The sequence below is a fragment of the Rhodanobacter sp. UC4438_H5 genome (genome assembly GCF_052978405.1).
This window is the reverse complement of sequence record NZ_CM129672.1, coordinates 2537384-2551274: the sequence shown is the minus strand read 5'-3', so window position 1 is coordinate 2551274 and position 13891 is coordinate 2537384. Positions and strand designations below refer to the sequence as shown.

Annotated in this window: 11 protein-coding genes; 4 read left to right on the top strand and 7 right to left on the bottom strand. The window is 68.8% G+C overall.

What is annotated here, in order from left to right:
• Nucleotides 1–35: 35 nt before the first annotated feature.
• The 3 genes from ACVCL9_RS11870 to ACVCL9_RS11860 all read right to left on the bottom strand — a co-directional run bounded on the left by ACVCL9_RS11870 (nucleotide 36) and on the right by ACVCL9_RS11860 (nucleotide 1507).
• Nucleotides 36–482 (bottom strand): rhodanese-like domain-containing protein, encoded by a 447-nt coding sequence (locus ACVCL9_RS11870; protein WP_447097974.1) that lies wholly within the window; start codon nucleotides 480–482, stop codon nucleotides 36–38.
• Between the two features lie 84 nt (nucleotides 483–566).
• Nucleotides 567–980 (bottom strand): hypothetical protein, encoded by a 414-nt coding sequence (locus ACVCL9_RS11865; protein WP_447097975.1) that lies wholly within the window; start codon nucleotides 978–980, stop codon nucleotides 567–569.
• A 41-nt stretch (nucleotides 981–1021) separates the two neighbouring features.
• Nucleotides 1022–1507 carry a YiiD C-terminal domain-containing protein gene (locus ACVCL9_RS11860; RefSeq protein WP_395120313.1) on the bottom strand — a complete coding sequence of 162 codons (486 nt, stop codon included), beginning with the start codon at nucleotides 1505–1507 and terminating at the stop codon, nucleotides 1022–1024.
• Nucleotides 1508–1565: 58 nt separating this feature from the next.
• Between ACVCL9_RS11860 and ACVCL9_RS11855 the strand changes: the two genes are divergently transcribed.
• The 4 genes from ACVCL9_RS11855 to ACVCL9_RS11840 all read left to right on the top strand — a co-directional run bounded on the left by ACVCL9_RS11855 (nucleotide 1566) and on the right by ACVCL9_RS11840 (nucleotide 5974).
• Nucleotides 1566–2357, top strand: coding sequence for a uroporphyrinogen-III synthase (locus ACVCL9_RS11855; protein WP_447097976.1), 792 nt, complete (start codon nucleotides 1566–1568; stop codon nucleotides 2355–2357).
• A 59-nt stretch (nucleotides 2358–2416) separates the two neighbouring features.
• Nucleotides 2417–3598, top strand: a complete 1182-nt coding sequence (locus tag ACVCL9_RS11850; protein WP_447097977.1) for a uroporphyrinogen-III C-methyltransferase — start codon at nucleotides 2417–2419, stop codon at nucleotides 3596–3598.
• The gene (locus ACVCL9_RS11845) at nucleotides 3595–4848 is read left to right on the top strand and encodes a heme biosynthesis HemY N-terminal domain-containing protein (protein WP_447097978.1); all 1254 of its coding nucleotides are present in this window, start codon (nucleotides 3595–3597) and stop codon (nucleotides 4846–4848) included. Before ACVCL9_RS11850 ends, ACVCL9_RS11845 begins: the two co-directional genes overlap by 4 nt.
• 106 nt (nucleotides 4849–4954) lie before the next feature.
• Entirely contained in the window at nucleotides 4955–5974 is a 1020-nt protein-coding gene (locus ACVCL9_RS11840) for an alpha/beta fold hydrolase (protein ID WP_447097979.1), read from the top strand.
• A gap of 24 nt (nucleotides 5975–5998) precedes the next feature.
• Here ACVCL9_RS11840 and ACVCL9_RS11835 read toward each other — a convergent pair whose 3' ends face one another.
• From ACVCL9_RS11835 to polA, 4 genes are all read right to left on the bottom strand, one after another.
• Nucleotides 5999–8020 carry a trypsin-like peptidase domain-containing protein gene (locus ACVCL9_RS11835; protein ID WP_447097980.1) on the bottom strand — a complete coding sequence of 674 codons (2022 nt, stop codon included), beginning with the start codon at nucleotides 8018–8020 and terminating at the stop codon, nucleotides 5999–6001.
• A gap of 136 nt (nucleotides 8021–8156) precedes the next feature.
• Nucleotides 8157–10517: a 3'-5' exonuclease gene (locus tag ACVCL9_RS11830; protein ID WP_447097981.1), complete on the bottom strand. Its 2361-nt coding sequence runs from the start codon at nucleotides 10515–10517 to the stop codon at nucleotides 8157–8159.
• A gap of 73 nt (nucleotides 10518–10590) precedes the next feature.
• Nucleotides 10591–10809: a hypothetical protein gene (locus ACVCL9_RS11825; protein ID WP_395120306.1), complete on the bottom strand. Its 219-nt coding sequence runs from the start codon at nucleotides 10807–10809 to the stop codon at nucleotides 10591–10593.
• A 294-nt stretch (nucleotides 10810–11103) separates the two neighbouring features.
• Nucleotides 11104–13839 carry a DNA polymerase I gene (polA, locus tag ACVCL9_RS11820; RefSeq protein ID WP_447097982.1) on the bottom strand — a complete coding sequence of 912 codons (2736 nt, stop codon included), beginning with the start codon at nucleotides 13837–13839 and terminating at the stop codon, nucleotides 11104–11106.
• Nucleotides 13840–13891 lie beyond the last annotated feature (52 nt).

Sequence of the window (13891 nt, the reverse complement as noted above, 5' to 3'; positions counted from 1 at the left end):
TTCTCTCACTTCTCACTCCTCTCCACTTGCTCCTGCTACTTGTTGCCTTTGGCCACCGGCAACTGCGCCGCGTGCCAGGCCAGCACGCCGCCGCCGAGGGTGTGCACGTGCTCGAAGCCGGCCTTGAGCAGGCGCTGCGCGGCCTTGGCCGCATTGCCGCGACCGTCCTTGTCCATCAGCACGACCGGCAGGGACTTCGCGGCGGCGAGATCCTTCTTTTCCGGGTCGAACTGGCTCATCGCCACGTGCTTCGCACCGGGCACGTGCATCTTCTCGAAGTCCGCCAGCGCGGACAGGTCGATCAGCAGCGGATTCTCGCGGTTGATCAGGCCGGTGAGCGCGGCCGGGCTCAGTTCCTTGATCTTGCTGAACATGATCCGCGCCTGGATGACCAGCAAGGCCACCAGCAGGATCACGAACAGCACCGACAGGGCGACATGGTTGCCGACAAAGGCAGGCAGCTGGTGCAGGAAATCGTTCATCGTCAGTCCATCGGCGCGCCGCGCGGCGCCGGTTCGGGTAAACCCGCGATTATACGGGTTGCGTGCGGCAGCCGGCGCCTGCGCTCATTCGCGGGTGATGTCCGGCAGCCCGCTGGTCAGCCACCAATGCCTGGTCTGCTCGTCGTAATGCCAGGTCTGGCGGTCGATCACGCTGCGCTCGGCCTGGGTGTGGATGTTGACCACGCTGATCCGCACCGTCTGCTGCACCTCGGTCGGGCCGAGCGGCACCGGGCCGCTGCCGTCGTCGTACTCGGTGACGCGCACCTGCTTGTAGCGCGCGCGGTCCAGTTCGCTCAGCGGGTGTTCGGCACGGATCTTCGGGTCGATGAACTGCGCGGCACTGGCGAAATCGCCCCAGCGCAGCGTGCCGGCATAGGCCGACAAGGTGGTGGTCAGCGAGCGGCTGCGTTCCTGCGTGGCGCAGGCGGCCAGCAGCAGGAGCGACAACACCAGCAGGAGCTGCGGGATACGGCGCATGGGTGGTTCTCCTTGGCGGTGGCCGGGCCATTCTGCCTCATTCAAGCCGGCAGGGTCGGCTCGCGCCGCTTGGCCACGAAACGCGCCGCCAGTGTGGCCGCGGGCTGGCCGTCGGTGCCGGGAACGATGCATTCGACCGCGATGCGGGCACGTCCGCGCGCGGCCAGCGTGTCGAAGAAGGTGTCCCACCGTGCGTCGGGCGCGAGCCGCGCCTCGCTGCAGAAGTCCTGCCACAGCGGCGCGAGGTAGCGCACGCCGGATTCGGCGACGAACACGTCGCAGTCGATGCCGCGCCGGCGCAGCGCCAGTTCAACCAGTGCCCAGCCGCTCAGCGTCATCAGGCTGACCAGGCTGCCGCCGAACGCGCAGCCCTTGTCGTTGACGTTCGGCGGCAACGGCGCGCACAGACTCAGCATGTCGGCGTCGTGGTGCTGCAATCGCAGGTCCATTGCGCGGGCCAGCGGGATTTCGTCGCGGATGAACCGGATCAGGCGCTGCGCGTCATCGTTGTCGGAAAGGGTATCCACGTGGCTCGATGAGGTGGGGGAAAACTCCACAGTGTAGGGCCGCCGCTACACTGCAGCCATGCCGGACCATCGACCCGACACGCGAACGCACCCGCAGGCACTGACGAGAGTCGGCGCCTTGCGCGCCCGGGTGCTCGTCATCACCCGCCCGGTGGGCACCGCTGCGGCCTTGTCGCGTCGCGTGCGCGCGCTCGGTGGCGTGCCGTTGTCGCTGCCCGGCCTGGCGCTGCGCGCAGCGGACGATCCGGCGGCCGTGCGTGCGCAGCTGCGCGAGGCGCTCGCCGACGAACTGGTGATCTTCACCAGCCCCGCGGCCGTGCATCACGCAGCGGCGCTCGTTGCGCTGCGCACGCGGTCGACCGTGCTGGCGGTGGGGCAGGGCACTGCGCGTGCGCTGCGCCGGCATGGGGTGAAGCAGCCGCTGTGTCCTGACCAGCAGGACAGCGAAGGCCTGCTCGCGCATCCGGCATTGCAGGCATTGCGCGATCGCCGCGTGGCGCTGATCGGCGCGCCGGGTGGCCGCGGCGTGCTGCGCCGCGAACTCGCCGCACGCGGTGCATGCCTGCGCGAAGTGCAGGTCTATCGTCGCGTGCCGCCGCGGCTCGATCGCCGCCACACCGCGGCGCTGCAGGTACTGCCGCGTTCGGCGCGCGTGCTGCTGTCCAGCCAGGAGGCGCTGCACAACCTCTGCAGCTTGCTGCCCCCGCCGGCGCGGCAGCGCCTGTGTGCCGCCACCGCCGTGGTGAGCAGCGAACGGCTGGCCGCGGCCGCGCGTGCGGCCGGGTTTCGTCGCGTCGTGCAGGCGGCCTCGGCGCTGGCCGACGACATGCTGGCCGCTGCCGCGCGTTGAGGCGCTCTTCACGCGCAGGCGCTACGAACGCAGGCGTATGGCCTGCTAGCATGCGAGCCATGAGCCAGCCAGATGAACCCACCGAGCCGCTCGCCGCGGCAGCCAGGACCCCGGCCTCGTCGCGGGACGTGCAGCCCGATCCGGTGATCGTCGACCCGCCGCGCTCGCGCCCGGCGCCCGCCGGCCGCGCGCCGCAGTCACGTGGTGGCGGCACCTTGGCATTCGCCCTGATCCTGTCGCTGCTGGCGCTGGCCGCCGCCGCATGGGTCGGCTGGCAGCAATGGCAACAGCAGCGCGGCAGCAACGCCGACCGCCAGGGCGTGGCGGCCTTGCAGCAGCGCGCAGAGGGCATCGAATCACGCGTGGGTGCGCTGGCCGACCAGCGTGCCAGCCTCGATCAGCGCGTGGACGACGCGGCGGCAGTCAACCGGTCGCTGCGCGAAGAATTGCTGGGCCAGAGCGAACGCATCCGCAACCTGGAAGATGCCGTGGCCAAGCTGGCGGAGAAGAGCCTCTCCGGCCACGACGCCATGCTGCTGGACGAAACCGACTCGCTGCTGCGCATGGGCGCCGAGCGCTATCGCCTGTTCCACGACGCACCAGCGGCCGCTGCCGCCTACGAGCTGGCCGACCAGACCCTGGCGGCGGTCAATGACGGCGCCTTCAGTGGCGTGCGCCAGGATATCCAGGCCGAGCGCGAAGCCCTGCTGAAGAGCCAGCCGACCGACCAGGCCGGGCTGCTGCAGCAGTTGCAGGCGCTGCGCGGCACGATCGGCGAACTGCCGCTGAAGCCACTCGACACCCCCGCCGCCGCGCAGGCCACCGACGTCTGGTCGCGCATCCGCCGCGCGCTCGGCAGCGTGGTCAGCGTGCGTCGCGACAACGGTGCGCCGCTGGCGGTGGCTGATGCCCGCTTCGCGCGCGAGCTGGCCGCGCTCGACCTGGCGCAGGCGCAGGCCGATCTGCTCGCCCACGACGGCATCGCCTATGCCGCGGCATTGCAGCGGGTGCAGGCCAGCCTGACGAGCCAGTTCGATGGCGACGCGAATTCGGTGCAGCAAGCCCGCGCCGCGCTGAAGAAGCTGCAGGAGCAACGACCTGCCGACAGCGCGGTGGAACTGGGTGCGGCCTTGCGCGAGTTGCGCAACCTGCGCGCGGTGCACGCGCTTGCGCCCGCGCCGGCCCAGTCCGCGGCGAAGCCTGCCGTTCCGGCGGCACGCCGGGGTGGAGTGCAGCCATGAGGCTGTGGCGCTGGCTGTTGCTGCTGGTCATCGTGGCGGCCGTGGCCGCGTTCGGCTGGCACTGGGTGGCCGAAGACCCGGGCTACGTCCTGCTGCGCATGCGCGGCTGGCGCGTCGAGACCACGGTGATTGCCGCGGTGGTGCTGTGGCTGCTCGCGTGGGCCGTGCTCAGCCTGGCGTGGAGCCTGCTGCGCTGGCCGTTCGGCGCACTCTCGCGGCGCCATCGCCGGCTCAGCCAGCAGCGCCTGGGCGAAGGTCTGGTGGCACTGATCGAAGGCCGCCACGGCGACGCCGAGCGCGACCTCAATCGCGCCTCGCGGCTGGAAAGCCTGCGCGGCCCGGCCCTGCTCGCCGCAGCCGAAGCCGCGTCGCGCCGCGGCGAGTCCGCCCGCGCGCTGGAGTCGCTCGATCGGGCTTCGCAATACGTTCCGCAGGCGGCCCGCGTGTTGCGCGCCCGCCTGCTGCGGCGCGAGGGCAAGCCGGCCGAAGCGCTGGCGCTGCTGGCGCCGGAAGCGGACAAGGGCACGCTCACTCCCGGCGGTTGGCGCGAGCTGGCGCAGGCGGCTCGCGAAAGCGGCGATCTGCGCCGCGCGCGCACCGCGCTGGAGCCGCTGCAGAAGAGCGGCGCGCTCGGCAGTCGCGCGTACGCGGCACTGGAAACGCAGATCCTGGCCGATACCTTGCAGGCCGCGCCGGACGGCGCCGCGCTGAACACGCTGTGGTCGCAGTTGCCGAAAGCGCAGCGCCGCCCGCCGACCGTGGTCGACGCCTATGCGCGCCGCGCCGCGTTCTTCGGACTGATGCTGCCGGCGATGGACGAACTGGAGTCGGCACTGCGCCGTGAATGGTCGCCGCGCTTGATCGAGACCTGGGGCCTGCTTGCCGGCGACGATCTCGAACCGCGCCTGCGCCGCGCCGAAGCCTGGCTCGACGTCCACCCGAACGACGCCCACCTGCTGCTCGCCCTGGGCCGCATGTGCGTGCGCCTGAAACTGTGGGGCAAGGCCCGCCAATACCTCGAACGCTCGCTGGCGCTGGAGCCCGTCGCCGGCGCGTGGGAAGCCCTCGGCGACACGTTCGCCGGTCAGGGCGACGCCGCCGAAGCGCAGCGCTGTTATCGCAACGCACTGGCGATGACCCGCGGCGAAGCCGTGCGCGACACCCGCAGCCGCACCGGCGGCGCCATCGACACCACCGTCATTGCGGTGGAGGAGCGCGACCAGCACGGCGTGCCGAGGTTGCGCAGCTGAACCTCGGCCAGCGGCCCGCTCAGGTCGTCCCCGGCCTCCCGATTTCCACACGCGAACTTCCTTTCGTCGCCCCGGTCCCATGCCTGATCTCGAACCGGATCAGCACATGAAACATCGACACGCGGGACTTCTTGGCCTGGCCTGCAGCGGACTGTTCATTGCAACCGCCGCGACGGCGGCTCCGCCGGCGCCAGCGACCACGCCGGACAGCTACGCCAGGCCCGGCCAGCGCATCGCCATCGATCACGGGCGCAGCCTCAACCTGCGCTGCAGCGGCAGCGGGCCGGTGACCGTATTGCTGGAGGCCGGGGCGCATGCCGATTCGCAGAGCTGGTTCCGCGTGCAGCCGTTGCTGGAAACGCATGCGCGCGTGTGTGCCTATGACCGCGCCGGCTACGGCTTCAGCGACGAGGGCCCGTTGCCGCGCGATCTTGCCGCCGACGTCGCCGACCTGCATGCGCTGATCCGCGCCGCCGGCCTGCACACACCGCTTCTGCTGGTGGGTCATTCGCTGGGCAGCAACATCGTGCGCCGCTATGCCAGCGAGCATCCGGACGACGTTGCCGGGATGGTGCTGGTCGATCCGCCGGCACAGGGCCAGGCGCGTTTCCTGCCGGCATCGTGGACGAAGGACGAAGCTGCGCTGACGACGCAGCGCGACGCCTTCATCGCCAGCTGCGAGCAGGGCGCCGAGCGGGGCGTGCTGGGCCAGCCGCCGCCGGCGCTGGCGCAGTGCGTCGGCGGACCGCTGCCGTGGCAGAGCGCGGCGGTGGCGGCCGCCGACCGTGCGCGCAAGCTGCGTCCGGCGTTCTGGCATACCTTGCGCTCGGAGCTGGCGCAGAACGCGTCGGTGTTCGCCGCGCCGGTGCCGGCAAGCGAATCGCACGGCGACATGCCGCTGCTGGTGCTGCAGGCTTCGGGCACCTACGCGGATGCGCCGGAAGCCATGCGCAAGCCGCTGGAGGCCGCGCGCGAGGCGACGCAGCAGCGCATCACGGCCAGCTCGACCCGCGGCACGCTGCGCCAGGTGGCCGACAGCTCGCACGACATCGAGATGGATCAGCCGCAGGCGGTGGCCGATGCGGTCATGGAGCTGCTGCGCGAACCGGCCCCGGCCAGGCGCTGACCCGCGCGACGCGCGCGGGCAGCCTCAGCGTTCCTTGATGCGCAGGTTCTTCATCAGCAGGTCGAGCTGGTGTTTCATGCGGGCCTGCGAAGAAGTGCCGGCGACGCCGTAGAAAGCGGTGTACAGCACCGACGGTTTGCCGTCGCCCGGCGCTGGCGTGGCGACGGCGTCGATCTTCATCAGGCCGTTCTCGGGGCGCGCCACCGCGTTGAACGGAAACTGGCGCTGCACCAGTTGCTGCCAGCGGCTGCTCATGTCCTTGTCCAGGTTCGGTGGCGGTGCCATGTAGCGCTGGATGTCGACGTTTTCCTGGTTGTCGGAGGTGGAGTCCTTCCACACATTGACGATGCCCACGTCCCATACCGGCTTGCCGTCGGAAAGAAAGAAGCGGAAGCCAAGCCACAGCATGTTGTCGGGGGTGATCTCCTGCACCTCGGGGCCGTAGGAGAAAGCCACCCGCGGCGACGCATAACTGAAGCGGTGGCCGTAGTCGAAGTCGATGCGGATGTCCTTGAAGACGGCCGGTTTCAGCTTCGCGTTCTTCAGGTAGCCGGTCCACTGCGCAAGCGTGCCCTCGTAGGTCGCGTGGATGAAGCCGCTGAGCTGGTCCATGTCCAGCCGGGTGTCGTGCAGGCTTGCCGGCGACGTCATCCGGGTCAGCATCACGCTGCCGTCAGGCACCGGCAGCGAATACACCACGCCCAGCGCGTTGGCATATGGCAACGCCCATACCGACACATGCCACGGCCGGCCCCAGCGATCCTCGTGCACCGATTCCTGCACGGGCTTGCCGAAGGAGGTGATCTTGATGTTCTCGCCGGCCACCGCGCGCCGGAACATGCCGGTCTGCGCCAGCAGGTCCATGCGCGCACGTGCATCGCGGTAATAGGTTTCCGCGTCGAAACCGTCGGGGCGGCGCAGATGAAACAGGCCGTTGCGACCGATCGCGCCGGCGTCCACGTAGCCGTTGCCGCTCAGCGTGTAATGACTGGAAGCCTCGCCCACGCGGCTCCATTCGCCTTCCGCACCGCGCATGATCAACGACGGGAACGCGTTGAGCTTGGTGCGCTGGTGCAGCAGGCGCAGCGAGCCCGGGCCATCGGGAAACAGATTGGCGGATTCCCTGGCGAGCAGGGTTTTCAGCATTGTGTCGGCGTTGGCGTTCGCGCGATCGAGGAAGGCGCGGTAGAACGCGTCCAGGCCCAGCGGCAGCGCGAACTGCGCCTTGAACGTGCCGTTCTCGACGGCCTGGAAGATGTCCAGCTGATAGACCAGGCGCGAGTCGATGATCGCCTGGTGCGCCGGGGCGTTCAGCACCTCGCTGATCGGCAGCGCGTAGTTGAGGTTCTCGTTCGCCGATTTCGCCAGCACCACGCCGATGAGCTTGCCGTTCCTGTCCAGCAGCGGGCCGCCGCTGTTGCCCGGTGAGGCGGCGGCGGAAAAGCGCATCCAGTTCCAGCTGCCGTCCTGCTGTTCCGGCGTGTTGGAGGTGTACAGGCCGTCGCGGATCACGATGCCGGTGCCCAGCGCGTTGCCCACCGCATACACGACCTGGTTCAGTGCCGGTCGGGTGTCCACCGGCAGCGGCTTGACCGACGGCGGCGAGGCCAGCGAGAACACCACGAAGTCCTTGCGCAGCGAGTACTGCTCGATCTTGTCGATGGCGTAGACATGGCCTTGCGAATCGCGCAATTCAGGTGCGCCCCACAGGCTGCCCGCGCCGGCCAGCAGCACGTGGCCGGCGGTGACATAGCGGTTGGGGCCGATCGCGAACGCCGTGCCGATCGAGTGGTACTTGTCGGTGCGTTCCTGGAACGGCAGCAGGTCCAGCGGCAACGGCTTCTCGTAACTCAGCGGATCGTCGACGGGCTTGGCCTGCACGACCTCGAACGTGGCCGCTTCGATGCGGGGCAGCATGGCCGGATCGAGCGTCGCGGCGTGGCTGCCGGTGAAGCCGCCCCAACCGATGCCGATGCACAGCGCCCACCGCGCGAAGTTCCTTCCCTTGCCGCCGATCCGGCGGCTCACGCCTTGCGAACTGGACATGGATTTCCCTGGCTGCGGGCGGCCATCCGAGTATCCCCCGTGAATGCTCGCGGACGCGGCCCCGCTGCAGATAGTGGCATGCCGCCGCGGCAATTGCATCGCGCGGCTTGCCTTGCGGCTCCTGCCCCGTACGCGGTTACAGCGCGGTGAGATTGGCGTAGGCCGCCACCAGCCACTTGCTGCCCACCCCTTCGAAGTTGACCTGCAGGCGGGTGTGCGCGCCGCTGCCCTCGGCGCTGAGCACCACGCCTTCGCCGAAGCTGGGATGGCTCACGCGCTGGCCGAGTTTCACCGGCAGCGACTCGTCCAGGGAGGGCGACGTCTCGCGCGCGCGACCGGTGTACAGCGGCCGGGTCACGTGCACGCGCGGGCGCACTTCGTCGATCAGTTCGGGCGGCATTTCGGCGAGGAAGCGCGACGGGCGGGTCAGCATCTCGGCACCGTGCATGCGACGCGACTCGGCGTGGCTGACGATCAGCCGCTGGCGCGCACGGGTGATGCCGACGTAGGCGAGCCGGCGCTCTTCCTCCAGCCGGCCCTCGTCGTTCACCGAGCGCTGGCTGGGGAACAGGCCTTCTTCCATGCCGACCAGGAACACCACCGGAAACTCCAGCCCCTTGGCCGAATGCAGGGTCATCAGCTGCACGCAGTCCTCGCCTTCGGCACCCTGGCTTTCGCCGGCCTCCAGCGCGGCGTTGGAGAGGAACGCGTTGAGCTCGCTCAGGCCCGCGTCGATATCCTCCGCCGAGCGCTCGAAGCGGCTGGCCACATTGATCAGCTCGTCCAGGTTCTCCACCCGCGCCTCGGCGTTGCCGCGGCTGTCCTTCTCGTAATAGTCGCGCAGGCCGGTGTGGGTGATGGCATGGTCGATCTGTTCGGCCAGGGACAGGGAATGGTTCCCCTCTCCCTCCGGGAGAGGGGCCGGGGGTGAGGGTACGGGCGGAGCGGCGCCTTCCGGTGATCTCGTACCCTGAGAGTCGTGCGCCATCTGGTCGATCAAGGCCAGGAATGCCTTCACCGCATTCTTCGCGCGGCCGGCCAGCTCGTTGCCGCTGCCCAGTTCGATCAGCGCCGCTTCCCACATCGAGACGTTGTCGCGCCGCGCGCGCCGGCGCAGCACGTCGAGCGTGCGCTCGCCGATGCCGCGCGGCGGGGTGTTCACCGCGCGCTCGAACGCGGCATCGTCGTGGCGGTTGGCGCTGAGGCGCAGGTAGGCCAGCGCGTCCTTCACTTCGGCGCGGTCGAAGAAGCGCTGGCCGCCGTAGACGCGATAGCCGATGCGGCGCTGGACGAGCTGCTCCTCGAAGTTGCGCGACTGTGCGTTGGAGCGATAGAGGATCGCGCAATCCTGCGCACTGCCGTGCTCGTCGATGTACTCGCGGATGCGCTCGACCACGAAGCGCGCCTCGTCCTGCTCGTTGTAGGCGGCATACAGCGCGATGCGCTCGCCGTCCTCGCCGGCCGTCCACAGCTGCTTGCCGAGGCGGCTGCCGTTGCGCTGGATGATGTGGTTGGCCGCCTGCAGGATGGTCGAGGTGGAGCGGTAGTTCTGTTCCAGCTTGATCGTGCGCGCACCGGGAAAATCGCGCAGGAACTGCTGCATGTTCTCGACCTTGGCACCGCGCCAGCCGTAGATGGACTGGTCGTCGTCGCCTACTGCGAAAACCTGACCGGTTTTCGCGGGAATAGGGAATGGGGAATAGGGAATAGGAGCATCCCCGGTCGCCGCGGCGCCGTCAGCTCTCCCTATTCCCGATTCCCTATTCCCGATTCCTTGGTTCGCACCCGACAGGACGCGCACCCACGCATACTGCAGCGTGTTGGTGTCCTGGAACTCGTCGATCAGCAGATGGCGCCAGCGTTGCTGGTAGTGCTCCAGCACGGCGGGGTTTTTCAGCCACAGTTCGTGCGCGCGCAGCAGCAGTTCGGCGAAGTCCACCAGGCCGGCGCGACGACAGGCTTCCTCATAGGCCGTGTAGATGTTGACGAAAGCGCGCGTTACCGGGTGGTCGCGATGCTCGATGCTGTCCGGCCGCTTGCCCTCGTCCTTCCACTGGTTGATCTGCCAGCAGGCCTGGCGCGGCGGGAACTTCGCCTCGTCCAGCCCCAGCCCGGCCACCACGCGCTTGACCAGCCGCTGCTGGTCGTCGGAATCCAGGATCTGGAACGTCTCGGGGAGGCCCGCCTCGCGCCAGTGCCGGCGCAACAGGCGGTGGGCGATGCCGTGGAAGGTGCCAACGGTCAGCCCCTGGGTGCCACCGGGGATCAGCGAGGCCAGCCGCGCGCGCATTTCGCCGGCGGCCTTGTTGGTGAAGGTGACGGCGAGGATTGCCCACGGCGGCACGCCTTCGGCCTGCATCAGCCAGCCGATGCGGTGGGTCAGCACGCGGGTCTTGCCGGAGCCGGCTCCGGCCAGCACGAGGTAGTGCCCGGGTGGGGCGCAGACGGCTTCGCGCTGGGCTTCGTTCAGCGGATCGATCAGGTACGAGACATCCATCTCGCCCATTGTAGTGGCCGCCAACGAAAACCGCCGCGAAGCGCGGCGGTTTTCGTTGGCGGGTCGATGCGCTTCAGCGCTTCTGCATGAAGCCGCCGAGGGCGAGCAGGCCGCCGACGACGATCCCGACGATGCCGATCCACTGCGGCACGCCCTTGTCGTGCGTGGCGGTGAGCTTGGCCGAGCCGACCTGCACCAGCGTGTCGGTGTCCTGGTAGAAGGCATGTCCGGCGACCACCCAGATGCCCGCGGCGACGAGAATGATGCCAATGACGATCAAGCCTGCACGCATGGTATTCCCCGTGATGATGGTGGATCGAGTATGCCGCAATCGTTCGTGCACGGAATGTACACGCCGGTGAGGCAAAAAAAGGCCCCGAAGGTTAGGGGGAACCTTCGGGGCCGGGGCAGACGCGAAAACCCAGGGGAGAGGTTCGCGACTGTGGCCGCCCAGGGAGGTGGGCTGGCCGCGGATGCCGTTGCGTGCATCCGAAGGATTAGATGCGGCCGCGCCGGGAAAGTTGCAAGGCTCGCGCAGAAATTCAACTGCGATTCATTCTCATGGAAAATTAACCTCCGGCCGGCGTCAGTGTGCCTCGTCCCAGTTGGCGCCCACGCCGACATCGACCAGCAGCGGCACGGACAGTTCCGCCGCACCGGACATCCGCTCCGACACCGCGCGGCGGACCTCCTCGACGGCGTCGGCGCGCACCTCGAACACCAGTTCGTCGTGCACCTGCATCAGCATGTGGGCGTCGTCGCGTTCGGCCAGCCACGCCGCCACGGTGATCATCGCGCGCTTGATGATGTCCGCCGCGGTGCCCTGCATCGGCGCGTTCACCGCGGCGCGTTCGGCGCCCTGGCGCAGGCCGGCGTTGCGTGCGGTGAGGTTTTCCAGGTACAGCCGGCGGCCGAACAGGGTCTCCACGTAGCCGTCGCGGTGGGCCCGCTCGCGGGTGGCTTCCATGAAAGCGCGCACGCCGGGGTAGCGCGAGAAATAGCGGCCCATGTAGTCGCTGGCCTCGCCGCGGTCCACGCCGAGCTGGCGGGCCAGGCCGAACGCGCTCATGCCGTACATCAGGCCGAAATTGATCGCCTTGGCCGCGCGGCGCTGGTTGGTGGTGATGTCTTCCGGCGCCACGCCGAACACTTCGGCCGCGGTGGCGCGATGCACGTCGCCACCGGAGTGGAACGCGCGCAGCAGGCCTTCGTCGCCGGACAGGTGGGCCATGATGCGCAGTTCGATCTGCGAGTAGTCCGCCGCCATCACCTTCCACCCCGGCGGCGCGATGAACGCCTGGCGGATGCGCCGGCCTTCCTCGGTGCGCACCGGGATGTTCTGCAGGTTGGGGTCGGAGGAGGAGATCCGCCCGGTCGCCACCGAGCCCTGGTGGTAGCTGGTGTGCACGCGGCCGGTGCGCGGGTTGACGATGCCGGACAGCTTGTCGGTGTAGGTGCTGCGCAGCTTGGCCAGGCCGCGGTAGTCCAGGATCAACCGCGGCAGTTCGTGCGTCTCGGCAATCGCCTCCAGCGCTTCCTCGTTGGTCGAGGGCTGGCCGGTCGGCGTCTTGAGTTTCGCTTCCAGGCCCAGTTCGTCGAACAGCACCGCCTGCAGCTGCCTGGGTGAATCGAGATTGAACTCACGCCCGGCCAGCGCGTGCGATTGCTGCTGCAGCTCCAGCATGCGCTTGCCCAGCTGCTGGCTCTGCGCGCGCAGCGCGTCGCCGTCGATCAGGACGCCGCGGCGCTCCATCCCGGCCAGCACCGGCACCAGCGGAATCTCGATCTCCTCGTACACGCGTTGCAGCGAGGGCACGCCCTGCAGCCTGGGCCATAGCGCATGGTGCAGGCGCAGGGTGATGTCGGCATCCTCGGCGGCGTAGCGGCAGGCAGTGTCCAGGTCCACCTGCGAGAAGGAAATCTGCTTGGCCCCCTTGCCGGCGACCTGCTCGTATTTCACGGTCTCGTAGCCGAGGTATTTCTTCGCCAGCGAATCCATGTCGTGGCGTGTGGCGGTGGCGTTCCACACGTAGGATTCCAGCATCGAATCATGCTTCACGCCCTGCACCGTGATGCCGTAATGCGACAGGATGTTGATGTCGTACTTCGCGTGCTGGCCGAGCTTGGGCCGCGCGGCATCCTCGAAGATCGGCTTGAGCGCGCGCAGCACCTCGCCACGATCGAGCTGCGGCGGCGCGCCCGGATAGTCGTGGCCGAGCGGGATGTAGCAGGCCTTGCCCGGCTCCACCGCGAAACTGATGCCGACGATGTCCGCACGCATCGCGTCGATGCTGGTGGTTTCCGTATCGAAGGCGATCAGTTCGGCGCTGCGAAGCTTTTCCAGCCACGCATCGAAGGCCGGCCGGGTGATGACCAGTTCGTATTCGCCCGGCCCTTGCAGGAGCGCACCCTGTGCGCGATGCCCTTCGTCCCGCGCCGGAAGAGCTTCGCGCACGGGGTGCGCTCCTGCAGGTTCCGCCGTTCCATCCAGCTCCTTCAACGCCGCCTTGAACTCGTAGCGCGTGTACAGCTCGCGCAACTGTTCGACATCGGGCTCGCGCTGCGCCAGGTCGGTGGGGCCGAACTCCAGTGCCACGTCGGTCTTGATCGTCACCAGTTCGCGCGACAGCGGCAGTTGCGGCAGCGTGGCGCGCAGGCTCTCGCCGATCTTGCCGCCGACCTTGTCGGCATTGGCCATCACGCCATCCAGCGAATCGAACTCGGCCAGCCATTTGGCGGCGGTCTTGGGCCCGCACTTGGGCACGCCGGGAATGTTGTCGATGGCGTCGCCGGTGAGCGTGAGAAAGTCGATGATCTGGTCCGGCCGCACGCCGAACTTGGCCATCACGCCGGCATCGTCCATCACCGTGCCGGTCATGGTGTTGACCAGGGTGACCTGCGGTCCGACCAGCTGCGCCATGTCCTTGTCGCTGGTGGACACTTCCACCTCGATGCCGAGCGCGCGCGCCTGCACCGCCAGCGTGCCGATCACGTCGTCGGCCTCGACGCCGTCCACGCGCAGGATCGGAAAGCCCAGCGCAGCGACGATGGCCAGCATCGGCGCAACCTGCGCGCGCAGGTCGTCCGGCATCGGCGGCCGGTTCGCCTTGTACTGGTCGTACAACGCATCGCGGAAGGTCGGCCCGGGCGCGTCGCTGACGAAGGCCAGGTAATCGGGCTTTGCCTTCAGCGTGGCGCGCAGCATGTTGACCACGCCGAACAGCGCACCGGTGGGCTCGCCGCGCGCGTTGGAGAGCGGCGGCAGCGCGTGGAACGCGCGGTAGAGATAGGACGAACCGTCGATGAGGATGAGCTTGGGCATGGGCGCGATTCTCGCATGCACGGCGAAATGTCGCGTTTCACGGAAGCGCCGC

Coding starts and splice junctions, on each gene's coding strand:
- ACVCL9_RS11850 (WP_447097977.1), top strand. CDS start 2,417: ATGAGCCAGCCAGATGAACCCACCGAGCCGCTCGCCGCGGCAGCCAGG.
- ACVCL9_RS11855 (WP_447097976.1), top strand. CDS start 1,566: ATGCCGGACCATCGACCCGACACGCGAACGCACCCGCAGGCACTGACG.
- polA (WP_447097982.1), bottom strand. CDS start 13,839: ATGCCCAAGCTCATCCTCATCGACGGTTCGTCCTATCTCTACCGCGCG.
- ACVCL9_RS11825 (WP_395120306.1), bottom strand. CDS start 10,809: ATGCGTGCAGGCTTGATCGTCATTGGCATCATTCTCGTCGCCGCGGGC.
- ACVCL9_RS11845 (WP_447097978.1), top strand. CDS start 3,595: ATGAGGCTGTGGCGCTGGCTGTTGCTGCTGGTCATCGTGGCGGCCGTG.
- ACVCL9_RS11835 (WP_447097980.1), bottom strand. CDS start 8,020: ATGTCCAGTTCGCAAGGCGTGAGCCGCCGGATCGGCGGCAAGGGAAGG.
- ACVCL9_RS11865 (WP_447097975.1), bottom strand. CDS start 980: ATGCGCCGTATCCCGCAGCTCCTGCTGGTGTTGTCGCTCCTGCTGCTG.
- ACVCL9_RS11870 (WP_447097974.1), bottom strand. CDS start 482: ATGAACGATTTCCTGCACCAGCTGCCTGCCTTTGTCGGCAACCATGTC.
- ACVCL9_RS11840 (WP_447097979.1), top strand. CDS start 4,955: ATGAAACATCGACACGCGGGACTTCTTGGCCTGGCCTGCAGCGGACTG.
- ACVCL9_RS11830 (WP_447097981.1), bottom strand. CDS start 10,517: ATGGATGTCTCGTACCTGATCGATCCGCTGAACGAAGCCCAGCGCGAA.